13 protein-coding genes and 2 tRNA genes are annotated in these 16,866 nt (G+C 55.5%); 8 read left to right on the top strand and 7 right to left on the bottom strand.

The features are described 5' to 3' along the window. Positions 1-68: 68 nt before the first annotated feature. Positions 69-1,556, bottom strand: a complete 1,488-nt coding sequence (gene glpK / locus PGY33_RS04830; protein ID WP_118479597.1) for a glycerol kinase GlpK — start codon at positions 1,554-1,556, stop codon at positions 69-71. A gap of 132 nt (positions 1,557-1,688) precedes the next feature. On the opposite strand from glpK, the gene PGY33_RS04835 reads away from it, so the two are divergent. After that, the gene (locus PGY33_RS04835) at positions 1,689-2,321 is read left to right on the top strand and encodes an alpha/beta hydrolase-fold protein (RefSeq protein ID WP_118479599.1); all 633 of its coding nucleotides are present in this window, start codon (positions 1,689-1,691) and stop codon (positions 2,319-2,321) included. A 109-nt stretch (positions 2,322-2,430) separates the two neighbouring features. Continuing rightward, positions 2,431-3,846, top strand: coding sequence for an alanine/glycine:cation symporter family protein (locus PGY33_RS04840; protein ID WP_118479601.1), 1,416 nt, complete (start codon positions 2,431-2,433; stop codon positions 3,844-3,846). A 57-nt stretch (positions 3,847-3,903) separates the two neighbouring features. Here PGY33_RS04840 and PGY33_RS04845 read toward each other — a convergent pair whose 3' ends face one another. The 4 genes from PGY33_RS04845 to PGY33_RS04860 form a co-directional block, all read right to left on the bottom strand. After that, entirely contained in the window at positions 3,904-4,914 is a 1,011-nt protein-coding gene (locus PGY33_RS04845; RefSeq protein WP_270477611.1) for a hypothetical protein, read from the bottom strand. A gap of 12 nt (positions 4,915-4,926) precedes the next feature. Continuing rightward, positions 4,927-6,357 carry an MBOAT family O-acyltransferase gene (locus PGY33_RS04850; protein ID WP_270477613.1) on the bottom strand — a complete coding sequence of 477 codons (1,431 nt, stop codon included), beginning with the start codon at positions 6,355-6,357 and terminating at the stop codon, positions 4,927-4,929. 24 nt (positions 6,358-6,381) lie between these two features. Continuing rightward, positions 6,382-8,391: an S-layer homology domain-containing protein gene (locus PGY33_RS04855; RefSeq protein ID WP_270477614.1), complete on the bottom strand. Its 2,010-nt coding sequence runs from the start codon at positions 8,389-8,391 to the stop codon at positions 6,382-6,384. A 130-nt stretch (positions 8,392-8,521) separates the two neighbouring features. Next, positions 8,522-9,184 (bottom strand): DUF4367 domain-containing protein, encoded by a 663-nt coding sequence (locus PGY33_RS04860; RefSeq protein WP_118479609.1) that lies wholly within the window; start codon positions 9,182-9,184, stop codon positions 8,522-8,524. Between the two features lie 799 nt (positions 9,185-9,983). Here PGY33_RS04860 and PGY33_RS04865 point away from each other — a divergent pair. The 6 genes from PGY33_RS04865 (at position 9,984) to PGY33_RS04890 (ending at position 15,504) form a co-directional block, all read left to right on the top strand. Next, positions 9,984-10,059, top strand: a tRNA-Phe gene (locus tag PGY33_RS04865). 214 nt (positions 10,060-10,273) lie between these two features. Next, a tRNA-Gly gene (locus tag PGY33_RS04870) sits at positions 10,274-10,349 on the top strand. A 432-nt stretch (positions 10,350-10,781) separates the two neighbouring features. After that, on the top strand, positions 10,782-12,593 hold the full coding sequence (gene lepA, locus PGY33_RS04875; RefSeq protein WP_110436966.1) for a translation elongation factor 4: 1,812 nt from the start codon (positions 10,782-10,784) through the stop codon (positions 12,591-12,593). After that, complete coding sequence (gene hemW, locus PGY33_RS04880) at positions 12,580-13,722, top strand: radical SAM family heme chaperone HemW (protein ID WP_118479611.1); 1,143 nt, start codon at positions 12,580-12,582, stop codon at positions 13,720-13,722. The genes lepA and hemW overlap by 14 nt, the downstream gene beginning before the upstream one ends. Positions 13,723-13,803: 81 nt before the next feature. Next, positions 13,804-14,073, top strand: coding sequence for an ACT domain-containing protein (locus PGY33_RS04885; protein ID WP_118285197.1), 270 nt, complete (start codon positions 13,804-13,806; stop codon positions 14,071-14,073). Positions 14,074-14,145: 72 nt separating this feature from the next. Then, positions 14,146-15,504, top strand: coding sequence for a PFL family protein (locus tag PGY33_RS04890; RefSeq protein WP_110437238.1), 1,359 nt, complete (start codon positions 14,146-14,148; stop codon positions 15,502-15,504). Positions 15,505-15,802: 298 nt separating this feature from the next. Here the strand turns inward: PGY33_RS04890 and PGY33_RS04895 are convergent, their stop codons facing one another. Further along, a complete protein-coding gene (locus PGY33_RS04895; RefSeq protein WP_118479613.1) occupies positions 15,803-16,219 on the bottom strand; it encodes a hypothetical protein in 417 nt (138 codons plus the stop codon). Positions 16,220-16,418: 199 nt separating this feature from the next. Next, the gene (locus PGY33_RS04900; RefSeq protein ID WP_118479615.1) at positions 16,419-16,754 is read right to left on the bottom strand and encodes an arsenate reductase family protein; all 336 of its coding nucleotides are present in this window, start codon (positions 16,752-16,754) and stop codon (positions 16,419-16,421) included. Positions 16,755-16,866 lie beyond the last annotated feature (112 nt).

Consider the following 16,866-nt stretch of genomic DNA (forward strand, 5'->3'; position numbering starts at 1 on the left):
CATACTGAAATACAAAACCCGAAGTGCAGGTTTTGCGCCTGTACTTCGGGTTTGTTTGTGCTGTTTTTTTAATGCTCCGCCCAATCAAGCGACCGTCCAACCGCCTTATCCCAGCCGGAGAGCAGCTTGCGGCGTTTATTCTCGTCCATCGAGGGCGCGTACAGTGTATCGCACAGCCAGAGCTGCTTCAGCTCCTCGCGGCTGTGCCACATACCGGTCGCGAGTCCGGCGAGATAGCATGCGCCGAGCGCGGTCGTTTCGCGGATGACCGGACGGCGAATCGTGCAGTCCGAAATATCGCTCTGGAACTGCATCAGGAAGCTGTCGCGGCTGGCACCGCCGTCCACCGAGAGGGAGGAAAGGGAAACGCCCGTATCGCGCTTCATGGCGGTCAGCAGGTCGTTCACCTGATAGGCGATGGACTCCTGTGCGGCGCGAATAATGTGCTCGCGGGTTGTGCCGCGTGTCAGACCGATGAGGCAGCCGCGTGCGTACATATCCCAGTGCGGCGCACCCAGACCGGTGAATGCGGGCACGAGGTACACGCCGCCGGTGTCCTTCACCTTGTCCGCGTAGTATTCCGCATCACGACTCTCGGAGAAAAAGCGCATCTCATCCCGCAGCCACTGAATGACGGCACCGCCGACAAACACGCTGCCCTCGAGCGCGTACTGCGTCTCTCCGCTGATTTGAATGCCGATGGTGGTCAGCAGGCCGTTTTCGCTCTCGCAGGCCGCGGTTCCGGTGTTCATCAGCAGAAAACAGCCCGTGCCGTAGGTGTTTTTCGCATCGCCTGCCGCAAAGCAGGTCTGACCGAACAGAGCCGCCTGCTGGTCGCCTGCAATGCCTGCAATCGGAATATCGCCGCCCGGCAGGGAAACATAGCCGTATACTTCGCTTGAGGAGCACACGCGCGGCAGCATCGCCCGGGGAATATCGAGCGCGTGGAGCAGGGTATCGTCCCAGTCCAGACGGTGAATGTCGAAGATCATCGTGCGTGCGGCATTGGTCGCGTCCGTGATGTGCACCTTGCCGCCGGTCAGCTTCCACACCAGCCAGGAATCCACCGTGCCGAACAGGATTTCCCCGCGCTCGGCCTTCTCTCGTGCGCCCTCCACATGGTCGAGCAGCCACTTGATCTTGGTGCCCGAAAAATACGCATCCGGAACCAGACCGGTCGTGCGGCGGATGTGCCCGGACAGACCGTCCTGCACCAGCCTGTCCACAATATCCGCTGTGCGGCGGCACTGCCAGACGATAGCGTTGTGAATCGGCCGTCCGGTATTTTTATCCCACAGGATGGTCGTCTCGCGCTGGTTGGTGATGCCGATGCCCGCCACATCGGCCGGAGAAACATCGGCTGCCGACAGCACCTCGAGCATAGCCGCATACTGCGTGGACCAGATTTCCATCGGGTCCTGCTCGACCCAGCCCTCGTGCGGATAGTGCTGGGTCAGCTCATGCTGCCGGATGGCGAGAATATTCTGTTCGCTGTCAAATAAGATCGCTCGTGAGCTTGTTGTGCCCTGATCGAGCGCCAGTATATATTTTCCCATAGCGGAAACTCCTTTTACTCTTTGCATCTATCATACCGTTGCGGACGCGGATTGTCAATCGCTGCAAATTTGACGGTGCGGTGCATTTTGTGGTAAAATCAGTGCGAAAAATGCATAGAAGAAGGGGATTGCATGAGAATTTATGAATACGGCGAGCCGAATGCGAAAAACGTGCTGCTGCAGCCGGTTGGGGACCACGACCTGCCGGCCATCGAGAACGAAATTCGTGAGATCAAGCGGCTGACTGCACAGCCGTTCCGTTTGATTGCTGTCAAGGTTGAAAGCTGGAACGATGACCTGTCTCCGTGGTGCGCACCGGCGGTTTTCGGTCATGAGGACTTCGGGGACGGTGCTGCAGCACTGCTCCGCGAAATCATGCCGCTGTGTGAGGACGCAGACAGACGATACATCATCGGCGGATACTCAATGGCAGGGCTGTTTGCCCTGTGGAGTGCATACCGGACCGACCGTTTTTCCGGCATTGCGGCAGCCTCGCCGTCTCTGTGGTTTCCGGAATTTCTGGAGTATATGCAGGCGCATGATCTGCACAGCGCTGCCGTCTATCTCAGCCTGGGCAACCGCGAGGAAAAAACGCGCAATCCGGTGATGTCCACCGTCGGCGACCGCATGCGGGCGGCGTATGCGCTCCTGCAGGAGAAAAACGTAAGCTGCACACTGGAATGGAACAGCGGCGGGCACTTTCAGCAGCCGGACCGCCGCACGGCAAAGGCGTTTGCGTGGGTGCTGGAACACTTATTTTGTTAAGGCATAACTTGTACTTGAGAAGTTTGTCGGATTCCTGTATAATAATAAATAAATGTTACCGGTTGACTACAACCGGTAACGGAAGTACTTTGGAAAGGGAATAGAAATTATGTTGGAAACGATCAACTCCGTTATCGCAGCAATATCAGGCGTGCTGTATCAGCCATGGTTTGTGCCGTTGTTTCTGGTAGTCAGCGGCATTTACTTCACGTTCCGATGCAAGTTCATCCAGATTCGTCTGTTCAGGGATGCGTGCAGGGTCATCATGGAGAAGCCGGAAAGCGAGGGAAGCATTTCCTCGTTCGGCGCACTCATGATCTCCACCGCGTCGCGTGTCGGCACGGGCAACATCATCGGTGTATCCACGGCAATCTGCCTCGGCGGACCGGGCGCTATCTTCTGGATGTGGGTAACCGCACTGCTCGGCGGTGCAACCGCCTTCATCGAGTCTACGCTCGCGCAGATTTACAAAAAGCGTGCACCGGACGGCAGCTGCTACGGCGGTCCTGCGTACTACATGCGCGATGCACTCGGCAAGCGCTGGATAGGTGTCATCTTCTCGGTGCTCATCATCCTGATCTACGCAGTCGGCTATAACATGCTGGCGGCGTACAATCTGCAGTCCACATTCTCGGTGTTCAAGTTCTACCATCCGGTTATCACGCCGGCGTTCATCGGCGTCATTCTGGCGTTCCTGTTCGGCGTAATGGTACTCGGCGGCGCAAAGCGTCTGGCAAGCATCACCGAAATCCTTGTTCCGTTCATGGGTATCCTGTATGTACTGGTTTCGCTGCTCATTATCTGCCTGAACATCAGGAATGTACCGGGCATGTTTGCGTCCATCTTCCGCAACGCATTTGACTTCCAGTCCGTGATGGGCGGCTTCTCCGGCAGCTGCATCATGTACGGCGTGAAGCGCGGTCTGTACTCGAACGAAGCAGGTATGGGCTCTGCACCGAATGCAGCCGCAACCGCATCTGTTTCCCATCCGGCCAAGCAGGGTCTGGTGCAGATGCTGTCCGTATTCATCGACACGCTGCTCATCTGTACGGCAACGGCGTTCATGTGTCTGTCCACCAGCGTTGTTCCGACCGAGGAAATCGCCGGTGCGGTTTATGTACAGAATGCTATCGCATCCACGCTCGGTACGGCAGGTCCGGTGTTCCTTGCTGTGGCGATGATGCTGTTCGCGTTCACCACGCTGCTCGGCAACTACTCATACTGCGAGGGCTGTCTGGAGTTCATCCTGCATCGCAGCATCAAAAAGCATGAGCTGCTCCTCTTCCGCCTGTTTGCTACGGCCATCGTGTTCATCGGTGCGATTGCAAACGCCGGTCTGGTCTGGGATACTGCGGATATGCTGCAGGGTATGATCGTCGTAGTCAACGTGCCGACCATCCTGATTCTTGGCGGCACGGCCATCAGGTGCCTGAACGATTACGTCGCAAGCCGCAAGCGCGGTGAGAATCCGGTATTTCATGCGAAGAACATCGGCATCAAGGAAGAAACTGATTTCTGGAAATAAGCGCATAAGCAAAGGACTGCTGCACAAGGATAAAACCTGTGCAGCAGTCCCTTTTTGTTATGCGCTTGTGTCCTCCTGTGGCGGATTTGCCGTTAAATCACGGAAATGCTGCAGGCGTGCCGTCCACAGCACGGTATCCTGCGGTTCATCCGGCGAGATCGAGAGATTGTTCTTCGTCCAGTCCGCGAGAAACGTACTGAATTTCTCTGCACCGACACAGTTGTAATGCAGTGAGTCGTAGAAGTCGCTTTCCGGATCTGCGGCAATCTGCGCGGTGTAGTCGCTGCAATTCAGTGTCGATACACCCTCGCGTCCGTCAAACTGCGCGGTCAGCTTGTTCCAGTCGGCATCGTGCAGACGCTTTGTCGGGGCACGGTACAGTACCAGCTGAATATTGTTCCTTCGGCAGAGCGCGTAAATGTCCTCGAGGGCGTCCATATTGCGCGCCCAGTCCTCAGGGGCAATATCAACCGTTTCGCAGTCGTCCGGACCCTTGTCCGTACCGCCGGACAGAAAGGTGTAGCCGGCCAGCATATCCTCGGTGTACGGCTGCACGTCCTCGCTCTTGAGGGTCGTCCAGCGGTCGTGATAGAAGTACAGCGGAAACAGCAGTCCCTTGCGGACCTCGGGTTCGGCATTAAAAAAGGTCGCGTGCAGACGATTGATGCCCCACGGCATCTGACCGATGTTGGTCTTGGTGAAGCCCATGTATTTATGGAACGCTATACCGGTGCACTCCACGAAAACCGCCTTGGGTGACTGTGTACGCAGGCTTTCCTTTAAGTAATCCAGTGTCAGCGGAAGCGGCTGCTCGGGTCCGGCCTGCACAAAGGCGGTCAGACCGGAGTTTTCCCAGTATACGGCAGGTACTACATCACAGTAGGCGACGGACGAGCCGAAGAACAGCACGTCGATCGAATCCGTCTGCTCCTGCTCGTACATGCCCCAGACCGAGCCGTAATCATGCTGCTGCGGTGTGAGATAATGGGTCGCACCGGCGAGGATACCGCCGAGCACTGCCGCAGCGGCAAGGAAGGCTGCCGGTTCTCTCTTGAAAATGTGTTTCACGGCGATTCCTCCTTAAAACTGGAAATAGACGAATTCCTGCGGGTTGAATCCGGTGCCGTACGCGCCGCACACGGCCGTCACCGCCAGCAGGATAACCCAGACCGCATACCGGAGCCAGACCGTCTCCAGCAGCTTTTCCCGCAGCGGGAACCGGTCACCGATGATGTCGGTCAGCACCAGTCCGATGAGGCTCACGGCAAGCACATTCAGCGCACGCTCGGTCAGACCGAGATGCGTCAGGTCAAGCGGGAAGCATGCGCCTGCCGTCGTCACAATGCGTTTGATGATAGCGCACGCCTGCAAAGCGGAATCCGCGCGGAAGAATATCCACGCAAACGTGGAAAGACCGAAGGTGATAATCACGCGGATGATCTGCAGCCAGCCTGCGTCCCACGGAATGTGCAGTGCGGCGCACAGGCGCTGCTTTGCCGGCGTCAGCAGGCCGCCGATGACCTGAAAAACGCCGAACAGCAGTCCCCAGAGCACATATTTCATGGCGGCACCGTGCCACAGGCCGCTCAGTGCGAACACGATCAGCACGTTGATGTAGGTGCGCGCTTTGCCCTTGCGGCTGCCGCCGAGCGGGAAATATAAGTAGTCGCGGAACCAGGTGGACAAGGAAATGTGCCATCTGTGCCAGAATTCCTTGGAGCTTTGCGCCATGTACGGTGCGTGGAAGTTTTCCATCAGCGTAATGCCAAACAGTCGTGCGGAGCCGATCGCCATGTCGGAGTAGGCGGAAAAGTCGCAGTAGATCTGCAGGGCATACGCCACTGCGGCGAATGCTAGCTCCAGACCGGAAAACTGCGCCGGATCAGCGTACGCGGTGTTGACCAGAATCGCCAGATTATCCGCGAGCAGCACCTTCTTGACCGTGCCCTCGATGAGCCGTTCGGCGGCAAAGCGCACATCGTCCGCGTTTGCGCGGCGCGGCTGCTTGAACTGCGGGAGCAGGCTCTTTGAGCGCTCGATCGGGCCGGACAGGATTGCCGGAAAGAAGGTGGTGAACAGCGCAAAATCGAGAAAATTGCGCTCGGCTTCACGACCGCGGTACACGTCGATCATATAGCCGCAGATGACGAACGTGTAGAACGAAATGCCGATCGGCAGAGCCAGCTGAGGCAGACTGAGCTGCACACCGGTGCAGCCGAGCAGCTCTCCGAAAAAGCCGAGGTATTTGAATAACCCGAGTGCGCCGAGGTTGAGCACAAGCACCAGCGTGAGCAGACCGCGCTTACGCTCGGTGCGTTCCAGCTTTTGCGCCGCAAAGAAGTTGAAGGCAACGGTCAGCGCCAGCAACGGCAGAAATTTTACACCGCCGATGGCGTAAAAACAGATGCTCAGCAGCAGAAGAAACGGTTTCTTGGCCTTCTGTGACAGTGGGTGGTAAATGAGTGCGCCTATCACCAGAAAGACGATATAAGCGAATGAATTTGGTGTCACGTTTATTTCTCTCCGTCCCCAAAATTATTTGTTGTAGCCGGTCACGCCGTTTTTATTCATCCAGGTCAGCTTGACCTGCAGCAAACGGGCGATCGCCGGATTTTCCTGACCGTGCCGGGCTGCATACAGCCGCTGCAGCTCAAGCAGGTCATTGTAGGTCAAATACGGATAATCCTGACCGGAACAGGTGCCGTCCGGCTTGTAGGAGTAGTTCAGATCACCGTCCGGCTTGTACCACAGCAGTTCGCTCTGCTCAATGCCGCGCACCATGCGGTCAGCGAGAACGGCGTAGCTGTCCTCATGAACTGCGTCTGCCATCCGGTACAGGAATTCGGCTTCGGCGGCATGATGGTTGAGCGAAGCGTGTGTCGGCGAGGACTCTCCGTTCGGGTGCCAGTAATCCTGCACGAGCCATCCCTCGTCATCGCCGGCCCCGAAGGTGAAGTGATGCTGCTCGGCAAAGCTGACGAGAAAATCCGCATACTTGCGGGTCTTGTCCAGCCAGCCGGTCACACCGAAGTTTTCGGCTGCGTTGATGTTCGCCAGCCAGAAATCCGTGTTGAAGCGGGTGTCGTAGTAGCCGGGTTCGATGCCGTAATCCGTCTTGAGCCATGTGCTGCCCGCCTGAGAGGGGATAAAGCCGTACTCGTTCTGCTGCTCGCGCATCAGGTCGATCATCGCCAGACCGATCGCGCGGGAGGCCGGCTGATCGGTGTCGTTTGCCATCTTGCCGGCAATATGCGCCGCCGGAAGCGAGTAGAAGTAGTTCTCGTCGAACGGATAGTAGGTCGAAGGTGCGGTATAGTAGTAGCCGTTGTAGCACCAGCGGTTGGTGCCGATCAGGCTGTAGTTCGCCCAGCGGCTGAGCATGGATGGGTCGCTCCAGTCGATGAGCGTCTGCTGAGAAGTCAGCAGCAGATAGTCACTGTAGGTGCCCTGCGTAAGAGCCGCAACCTGCACGGAGAACCGGAAGCCGGAAGCTGTCCGCTCGATCTTTAGCGAGCCGTTTTTGCCTGGGAAATACTCGATCATGCCGTTGTCTCGCGCGGCATAGGTCATCGGCGTGACGAGAATGCTGTCCACGCCGTCCACCCGCAGAAAGTACATGCCGCTCGGCAGCGTACCCGCAGTGAGCGGCTGCTGTTTCCACGAGGACACTGCGGTGTCATACCAGCGAACGGTGCCGGATGTGCCCTTCATCTCAAACTGCGCGGCTGTGTGCGCGGGTGCGTCCAGTACGGCGGCAGAGTGCCCCATCTCAACCGCGCAGCCCTGACCGTCCGTGTAGCGGCGGGTCGCTCGATGGACTTCGGTCAGGTCCTGTTCGGTCTCGCTGCGCGTCACGTCGCCCAGTTTGGTGGTGAAGGCTGTGTAGGAATGGGTCTGCGGCGGCTTCGGTGCATCGGTTTCCCGCTGCTGGTAGGAGATCATCGGCGCAAAACGCTGCAAAATAGTCGCCAGCTGTGCGCGGGAGACCGTGCGCTGCGGAGACAGCGTGGTCGCGGACGTGCCGGTGATCAGTTCCTCGGCGTTGGCCCACTGCATAGCGGTCTGCGCATACGGATGGATCGAAGAAGCATCCGTGTAGCCGGAGAGCGCGCTTTGTGCCGTCACATCCAGCTTTTTGTATTCGGCAAAGCGGTGCAGCATAACGGCGAACTGCTCGCGCGTAAGTGAGGTGCCGGGGCGAAATACCGTGTCGCTGTAACCGGTGATGATGCCATTGGACACACCCCACCGAACCGCGGTCAGGAAGGACGCGTCCTCCGCGACATCCTGAAAGGTAAGCACTGTGTCAGCCACAGGCGCATGCTCCATGCGGTACAGCGCCTGCACCAGACAGGCGCGGGTCGCAGGTGCATCTGCGGCAAAGGTGTATTCCGAAATGCCGTCCATCAGATTGGACTGTACGGCGAATTCCATGGCCTGCTCGGCCCAGTGCGGCTTTAGATCGGAATAATCGGCGGCAGCGGTGCCGGTCAGCATCGAAAGACTGAGCATTACGGCCGCCGCGGTATAGCGATGTTTTTTCAAAAGAGTAAACCTCCGTGATTGTTTTCGCGCAGAAAATCATGCGCGTGGTTTATACACTTTCACAATTTATCATTATAACACCGCGGCAGGGCAGGCCGCAATAGCAATTCTTTGCAATATCAGCAGAGAATCACTGCAGATTCTCGATGAGTTTACGGCAGGTATCGGCGGACAGGCTGCTGTACAGGTGATAGACGATGTCATCTTGCGTCCAGAGGAGCGTGACCGTGCCGTTTTTCTCGATCATCGTAACCGGACTGCCGTGCAGAGCAAATTCGGTAACAGATGCGTTTTCCGTGTCTACAAACTTGTGTGCCTCTGAAGTATCTGTAATCCGGGTGCAGGTCAGGTCAAGAAAATCGGTAGTGCTTTCGTAGGTGACGGTATAGCCGTTGGGCGTGCTGCGCTCATCGGTTTTGTGCATGGCATCCGGCAGGCCGGACAGAACCGGCGGCGTGAACGCCTTGCTGCTGGTTTCGGACGGCAGGGCAGACGAAAAACGATAGTCGGTCAGGTCGTTAAACACGCGCACGACAGTATTGATTAGCGATACGCGGTATGACTCTACGCTCATCGAGCAGCCGAACGAAACCGCAGCGGAAAGCAGCAGAACAGCGGCCGTGCGGCGCGCAAGACGAAGGCTCCGGTTGAACGCCGCAGAGTGCTTTTGCGCACGCATCAGACGGCGCATTTCGCGCCGGAATTTTCGGGAGAAACGGTGCTCGGGCAGCGCATCCGGCGTGCAGGCTTGCAGCCACAGTTCGCGCGCTTCGGCGGCCTGCGCGGACAGCATTTGGACTTGTCTGCGTCCGAGTCGATCATTGCCAGATAGAGAAACATTGTTACGCCTTCCTGCCTGTTATTTTAGCAGATTATAGCATATTGTGCCTGATTATGCAATCTGAAGAACGGATTTACAGGCTGTTCTTCTCATGTCGAAAAAATTTCTAGGGCAATACCGCACAATTAAAGCTGCGGCGCTTTGCGGAAATTTCGCGCCCTGACTTTGTTGCGATTTCACGGTAATACATCAAGTATTACCGCAAAACCGCGCCTCGTCAGTACGCAAAATTTACTCGCAAATCGCTCTTGTCCAATTATGCGGTATTGCCCTATTTTTTTGCGGAAGAGTGTCACAAAACCGGAAGGGCATTCGTCTATATAGTATGAGCAGGGCAGGAGAGCCGGAAAGGAGGGATTGCGTGGATAGTGAAAACTGGACTTGATTGATTCACAAACCAGCCTGTTGGCTGCCGTGCCGGCCAATGACGAGATTTGCAGAGAACGCTATCCGACATTTCAAATGGCAAGGCAGGCGGCAGACAGTATAAATGACCAGACATACATAAAGGAGGCGCGATTCAGTTGAACTATTTTGGGCTGCACCGTGTGGCTGCTCCCGCATGAAAAGGATAGAGCGGCGGACTTGTTGTGGGGACAAATCCGCCGTAAAACGGAAGAGAAAAGTGATACAGTCGCAGACTGAGCTTCTGTGACTGTTTTCGCCTGCTTGCAGAATATACAAAGAATTTTGAAAAAAGTTGTTGACATTTCCGAGGGAATATAATATACTAAACAAGCGCTGTAAAAACGCCTCTGTAGCTCAGTCGGTAGAGCAGGGGACTGAAAATCCCCGTGTCGGTGGTTCGATTCCGCCCGGAGGCACCATTTTTTAATGAGTGCCATTGGCACTCATTAAAAAATAATACCTCCGTGCTGAGGAATCGAAAGCTGGCTCTTGGAAATATGCCGGTGGCATATTTCAACCAGCGTGGCTTTTTCCGCAGAAAAAGCGATTCCGCCCGTGAGCGTTAAACCCGAAGCGTCCGGTGACTAATCGGCACTGACAAAAATCGCGTTAGCGCGAAAATAAACTGAATATGCGGCTGTAGCTCATCTGGTAGAGCGCCACCTTGCCAAGGTGGAGGTAGCGAGTTCGAGCCTCGTCAGCCGCTCCAAATCAAAGGGCACCGATGTCATTCGGTGCTTTTCTTTTTATCCGCAGCACACTCGCTTCCTCCACCTTCATAAAATCGGAGGTCGGGGTCCCCGTGAAAGCCTGCGGCTTTTGCGGGGTGTGGATGCGAGTTCGAGCCTCGTCAGCCGCTCCAATTAGAAGCACCGAGTAAAATCGGTGCTTTTGTTTTACCCAAAACCGCCGGCCGCCGCTAATTCTTTGTCGGTTTACTGCTTCATCATGATAATACAATAACCGCTTTGCATGAAATTCCTCTTATCAGAAAATGAAATTTATGAAAAAATACAAAATTCACGTTTGCAGCAGAGAAACAAACGTAAACTGCGAAAGAACGCTTGTGACACCCCGCCAAATATGCTATAATGAGCCTATATTTATTAGGTTTACAGTTTACAGATAAGGAGCTTTCGACGTGAAAAATCGCGAGCAAATTCGTAATTTCTCCATCATTGCACATATTGACCACGGCAAATCTACGCTGGCAGACCGTCTGCTGGAGCAGTGCAAGGCCGTTTCCGTGCGTGAAATGGAGGAGCAGTTACTCGACAATATGGAGCTTGAGCGTGAGCGCGGCATTACCATCAAGGCGCGCGCTGTCCGCATGGAATATACCGCGGACAACGGCAAGACCTACGAAATGAACCTGATCGACACCCCGGGTCATGTGGACTTCAACTATGAGGTTTCACGTTCTCTGGCGGCGTGTGAGGGTGCGCTTCTGGTCGTTGATGCGGCACAGGGTATTGAGGCGCAGACGCTCGGCAACACCTATCTTGCCATTGACGCCGGTCTGGAGGTCGTGCCGGTCATCAACAAGATCGACCTGCCGGCGGCAGACGCGCCGCGCGTCAAGAAGGAGATCGAGGATATCATCGGCATTCCGGCAGAGGACTCGCCCGAAATTTCCGCAAAAATGAATATCAACATTCACGAGGTGCTCGAGCGTATCGTAACCGATATTCCGGCGCCGGAGGGCGATGCGGATGCGCCGCTGCGTGCGCTCGTGTTCGACAGCCAGTACGACCCGTACAAGGGCGTTGTCGTTTACATGCGCCTGCTTGACGGTAAGATCTGCCCGGGCATGAAGGTCAAAATGATGGCCACCGGTGCCGAATTTCAGGTGCTTGAGTGCGGCTATATGCTGCCGCTCGGTCTGTCTCCGCAGCAGGAGCTGTGTGCGGGTGAGGTTGGCTACTTTACCGCCTCTATTAAAAAGGTGTCCGACACCCGCGTGGGCGATACCGTTACCGGTGTGGAAAATCCGACGCCGGAGGCGCTGCCCGGCTATCGTCCGGCACGTCCGATGGTATTCTGCGGCATTTACACCGAGGACGGCTCCAAGTATCCCGATCTGCGTGACGCACTTGAAAAACTGCAGCTGAATGACGCGGCACTGTCGTTTGAGCCGGAAAGCTCGGTCGCACTCGGCTTTGGTTTCCGCTGCGGCTTCCTCGGTATGCTGCACATGGAGATCATTCAGGAGCGTCTCGAACGTGAGTTTGACCTCGATCTTGTTACCACCCTGCCGAGTGTTATCTACGAGGTCAGCAAGACTGACGGCACCGTGCAGCGCTGCGACAATCCGCACGACTATCCGAGTCCGGATGTCATCGAGGAGGCCCGCGAGCCGTATGTTAAGGCATCCATCATGACGCCGCAGGAGTTCGTCGGCAATATCATGCCGATGTGTCAGGACCGACGCGGCATCTTCAAGGATATGCAGTATCTGGACTCCAATCTGGTCGAGCTGCACTATGAAATGCCGACCGGTGAGATCATTTATGACTTTTTCGACGCGCTCAAGGCTCGTACCAAGGGTTATGCGTCGCTCGACTATGAATTTATCGACTACCGCAAGAGCGATCTCGTTAAGGTCGATATGCTGCTCAACGGCGATCAGGTGGACGCGCTGTCCTTTATCGCGCACCGCGACAAGGCCTACGGCCGTGCCCGCCGTATCTGTGAAAAGCTGAAGGAAAATATTCCGCGCCAGCTGTTCGAGGTGCCGATTCAGGCAGCCATCGGCGGCAAGGTTATCGCCCGCGAGACGGTCAAGGCGCTCCGCAAGGACGTACTGGCTAAGTGCTACGGCGGCGATATCACGCGTAAGAAGAAGCTGCTCGAAAAGCAGAAGGAAGGCAAGAAGAAGATGCGTGCGCTCGGCACGGTTCAGCTGCCGACCGAGGCTTTTATGGCTGTGCTTAAACTCGATGAGGAAAACTAACGCTGCAACAGGCGGCAAGCTGCTCGGCCTCTACCTGCACATCCCGTTCTGCGTGAAAAAGTGCGCGTACTGCGATTTTTATTCGGTCACGGATGCGTCGCTCAAAGCCGATTACACGGCGGCGCTGATTCGTGATATAAAGGCGTACGGCGAACGCTGCTCCGGTTACACGGTCGATACCGTGTATATTGGCGGCGGCACGCCGACCTGCCTTGGCGCAGACTATCTCAGCAGGATTTTACAGGCGGTCGGGGCGTGCTTTGCGATTGCGGAAAACGCCGAAATCACGGTGGAATGCAATCCGGAGAGCACGGATCAAGCGGTGCTGGAGGCCATGCACGAGCACGGCGTCAACCGGCTCTCGTTTGGCGTGCAGGCGGCGCATGACACCGAGCTCAAACGCATCGGCCGTATTCACGACTTTGCGCAGGCACAGACAGCCGTAGAACTCGCGCGGCAGTGTGGCTTCGCCAACATCAGCCTTGATTTGATGTACGGCCTGCCGGACCAGACGCAGGCGCAGTTTCTCGACTCGGTGACACAGTGTTTGACGCTGAACCCGCAGCATTTGTCGTGCTACGGACTCAAACTGGAGCCTGCAACACCGATGGGACGTGAAAATCCGGTTCTGCCGGATGATGATACGCAGGCAGATACCTATCTTGCCATGTGCAGGCTGCTCGGCAGGAACGGCTTCGAGCACTATGAAATATCAAATTTCGCAAAACCGGGTTTTCGTTCCCGGCATAATTTCAAATACTGGGATCTTTCCGACTATCTCGGACTGGGACCGGGTGCCCATTCCTTCCTGAATGGCCGCCGGTTCGCGTTTGCCCGGGATATCAGGGCTTATATCAGCGGTGAGAGCATCCCGCAGGACGAGGAGGAGGTCTCGGACTTCCGGCGGCAGGGCGAATACCTGTTGGTGCGTCTGCGGACCTCGGACGGTGCGGATATGCACGATCTCGAAAACCGATACCATGTCAGCACGGCTCCTTACGAGCAGGTATTCCGCATGCTGGAAAAACACGGTCTTGCCGCCCACGAGGGTACACGGTGGTATCTCACCGAACAGGGGTTTCTGGTTTCCAACAGCATTATCAATGCTGTGGTGGAAGCCGGAGAATAATTGAGAACGACGGATTCTCAATTTTCCATTATTCATTTGTTTGTGATAAATTAACATATACGCAAAAATGGAGGAATCAACATGCGCGCAGTAATCACAGTAACAGGCAAGGACCGCACCGGTATCATCGCCAAGATCTCGAACACGCTCTATGAGCATCAGGTCAACATCATCGACATTTCTCAGAATGTAATGGACGATGTATTTGCAATGGTCATGCTGGTAAACATTGATAAGTGCACCGTAGACTTCAACACGCTCATCGACCTGCTTGACAAGGATGGTGAGGAGCTCGGCATGAAGATTCACACCATGCATGAGGACATCTTCGACGCAATGCACAAAATCTGACAAATTGATGGAATCGAGAGCAGGTAACCGATTCTCAACTCTCAATTTTTCAGGAGGTTTAGTTAAATGTCTATGATCAACACGAAAGATATTCTGGAAACCATTAAGATGATCGAGGAGGAGCACCTCGACATTCGTACCATCACGATGGGCATTTCGCTGCGCGACCTTGCGGCGGACGACATTAATGTGCTGGCGGACAAGGTATACGACAAGGTAACGCGCCGTGCGGAAAAGCTGGTTGCCACCGGCGAGCAGATTGAGCGCGAGCTGGGCATCCCGATCATCAACAAGCGTATTTCGGTAACGCCGATCGCCATGGTCGGTGCGACCTCCTCGGCGAACAGCTATGTGCCGCTGGCCAAGGCGCTTGACCGTGCCGCTGCGACTACCGGCGTTAACTTCGTCGGCGGCTTCTCGGCTCTGGTGCAGAAGGGTTTTGCCAAGGGCGATGAAATCCTTATCAACTCCATTCCGGAGGCAATGGCGGAAACCAATCTGGTCTGCTCGTCGGTCAACGTTGCGTCCACCAAGGCGGGCGTCAATCTGGATGCCATCGGTCTGATGGGCCGCATCATCAAGCAGACCGCAGAACTGACCAAGGACAACGATTCCATGGGCTGCTCCAAGCTGGTCGTTTTTGCCAACGCGGTAGACGATAACCCGTTCATGGCCGGTGCGTTCCACGGCATCGGTGAACCGGAGACCGTTATCAACGTTGGCGTTTCCGGTCCGGGTGTTGTGCAGTCCGCAATTCGCCGTGCAGGTGACTGCTCCATCGGCGAGGTTGCCGATGTGATCAAGAAAACTGCGTTCAAAATCACCCGTATGGGTCAGCTGGTTGGCGCACTGGCAAGCCAGCGTCTGGGGGTTCCGTTCGGCATTGTTGACCTGTCTCTCGCACCGACGCCGGCGATCGGCGACTCGGTTGCGCGTATCCTCGAGGAAGTCGGTCTGGAGGTCTGCGGCGGCTGCGGCACGACCGCAATCCTCGCTATGCTGAACGATGCCGTTAAGAAGGGCGGCGTTATGGCATCCTCGAGTGTCGGCGGTCTGTCCGGCGCATTCATTCCGGTTTCTGAGGACGAGGGCATGATTGCGGCGGCTCAGGCAGGCGCACTGACCCTTGAGAAGCTCGAAGCAATGACTGCGGTATGCTCGGTTGGTATCGACATGGTTGCTGTTCCGGGTGACACCACCGCCGAGGTCATCTCCGGCCTGATCGCGGACGAAATCGCAATCGGCGTTGTCAACACCAAGACCACCGCTGTCCGTGTTATCCCGGCCATCGGCAAGGGAGTCGGCGATATGGTCGAGTTCGGCGGCCTGCTTGGCTCGGCTCCGATCATGCCGATCAAGACCGGTTCTCCTGCGAAGTTCATCAACCGTGGAGGTCGTATTCCGGCTCCGATTCAGAGTCTCAAGAACTAACTGCATAAAGCGCATAAAAAACAGCTCAGCAATGTCTGAGCTGTTTTTATGCTATGCCGGTGAGACGAAAAGACGCCCGCTCAAAACCACGCTTTCGAGCGAATACTGAAGAAAAACCGCGCCCTGCGGGCACATTTTTTCTTCCCTTGTATAAAAAGTCAGGTACACGCCTCGACTTTTTATGAATTTGCTCCGCAAATTCTATTTTATGCGTGCTGCCGCACGAAGCGTAAAAATTAAAATAATACTTTTTTGACAGACTGACGCCCGCTCGAAAATGAGCGGGCGTTTATGGTTTTTACCGATTCTCGTTGCCTTTCTGGCACATGGTAGTGAAAATCACGCCTGCACCGGAGACAACCCCTACGGTTATCCACAGTTTGGATGAGCCGCCGGACAGGTGCTCCTTGAAGCTGTCAGCCGTTGGAATATCGTTCTCTGCAATATCTGCAGCCGAAGCCTCGTTATCCCAGGTTTCACCGGCCGGAATCGGTCCATCAGGAATGTCGATAATGATCGGCTCGTAGGAAACCTCCGGAACATCGGAATCCGGACGGTTTACAGATAAATCGGTCTCATCGTTTGAGATCTCTGAAACGAAAGCAGCGTCCGTCTCCGGAGAATCTTCTGCTGCAAAAGCGCTGATGCTGAGCATATTCAGACTCAGGCTGGCGGTGGTCAGCAGAACCAGAAAACGCTTGCCTTTTCCCTTCATGAGTTCTCCCTCACTTTCGCATGAAATCAGAAGCATAAATCAATGCCGTTGCCTTAAACATAGTTTATCAGACAGCGGATACAGAAAGAGGGTATATTTTGCGAAATGACAGCATTTACCTGAAAAAATGTACAAGGCGTTAAAGCGGGCAACGAACACGGAAAAAGCCGTTCTGAGGTACAGAACGGCTTTAGAAAAGTTATTCCCACTGCTCCCAAACATCGGGCTGGTAGCCGACAGTTGCCTGACGGCCGTTGCGGACGATTGGCGTTTTCATCAGCGTGCCGTCCTCGAGCAGCTTTTCCTTCTTGTCCTCGTCGTAGGCGAGGTAGGAAAGCGACGCATAACTCTTGCTTTTCTGGTCGAGCAGGTTGTCCAGTCCACCGACAGCCTTCAGCACGCTGTCCAGTTCACCCTTGGACATGCCCTTTTGCGCAAGGTCGATCATCTGGAATTTAATGCCGCGTTCTTTGAACCAGCGCTGCGCCTTTTTGGTGTCAAAACACTTATTTTTTCCGAAAATCTGTATATTCATGCCGTAATCTCCTTTGCTCTGCTGTTTGCATTATAGCAGAACTGGGAGAGGAAAACAAGGGCAATACCGCATAATTGAACAAGAGCGATTTGCGCAAAGCGCCGCGGCAGCG

The organism is Butyricicoccus sp. AF18-9LB (assembly GCF_027684505.1).
GTDB lineage: Bacteria > Bacillota > Clostridia > Oscillospirales > Butyricicoccaceae > Agathobaculum > Agathobaculum butyriciproducens.

What these genes read in the sequence shown, in the direction of transcription:
- PGY33_RS04900 (WP_118479615.1), bottom strand. Translation starts at nt 16,754, where the DNA reads ATGAATATACAGATTTTCGGAAAAAATAAGTGTTTTGACACCAAAAAG.
- glpK (WP_118479597.1), bottom strand. Translation starts at nt 1,556, where the DNA reads ATGGGAAAATATATACTGGCGCTCGATCAGGGCACAACAAGCTCACGA.
- PGY33_RS04895 (WP_118479613.1), bottom strand. Translation starts at nt 16,219, where the DNA reads ATGAAGGGAAAAGGCAAGCGTTTTCTGGTTCTGCTGACCACCGCCAGC.
- PGY33_RS04885 (WP_118285197.1), top strand. Translation starts at nt 13,804, where the DNA reads ATGCGCGCAGTAATCACAGTAACAGGCAAGGACCGCACCGGTATCATC.
- PGY33_RS04860 (WP_118479609.1), bottom strand. Translation starts at nt 9,184, where the DNA reads ATGCTGTCCGCGCAGGCCGCCGAAGCGCGCGAACTGTGGCTGCAAGCC.
- PGY33_RS04890 (WP_110437238.1), top strand. Translation starts at nt 14,146, where the DNA reads ATGATCAACACGAAAGATATTCTGGAAACCATTAAGATGATCGAGGAG.
- PGY33_RS04840 (WP_118479601.1), top strand. Translation starts at nt 2,431, where the DNA reads ATGTTGGAAACGATCAACTCCGTTATCGCAGCAATATCAGGCGTGCTG.
- hemW (WP_118479611.1), top strand. Translation starts at nt 12,580, where the DNA reads ATGAGGAAAACTAACGCTGCAACAGGCGGCAAGCTGCTCGGCCTCTAC.
- PGY33_RS04835 (WP_118479599.1), top strand. Translation starts at nt 1,689, where the DNA reads ATGAGAATTTATGAATACGGCGAGCCGAATGCGAAAAACGTGCTGCTG.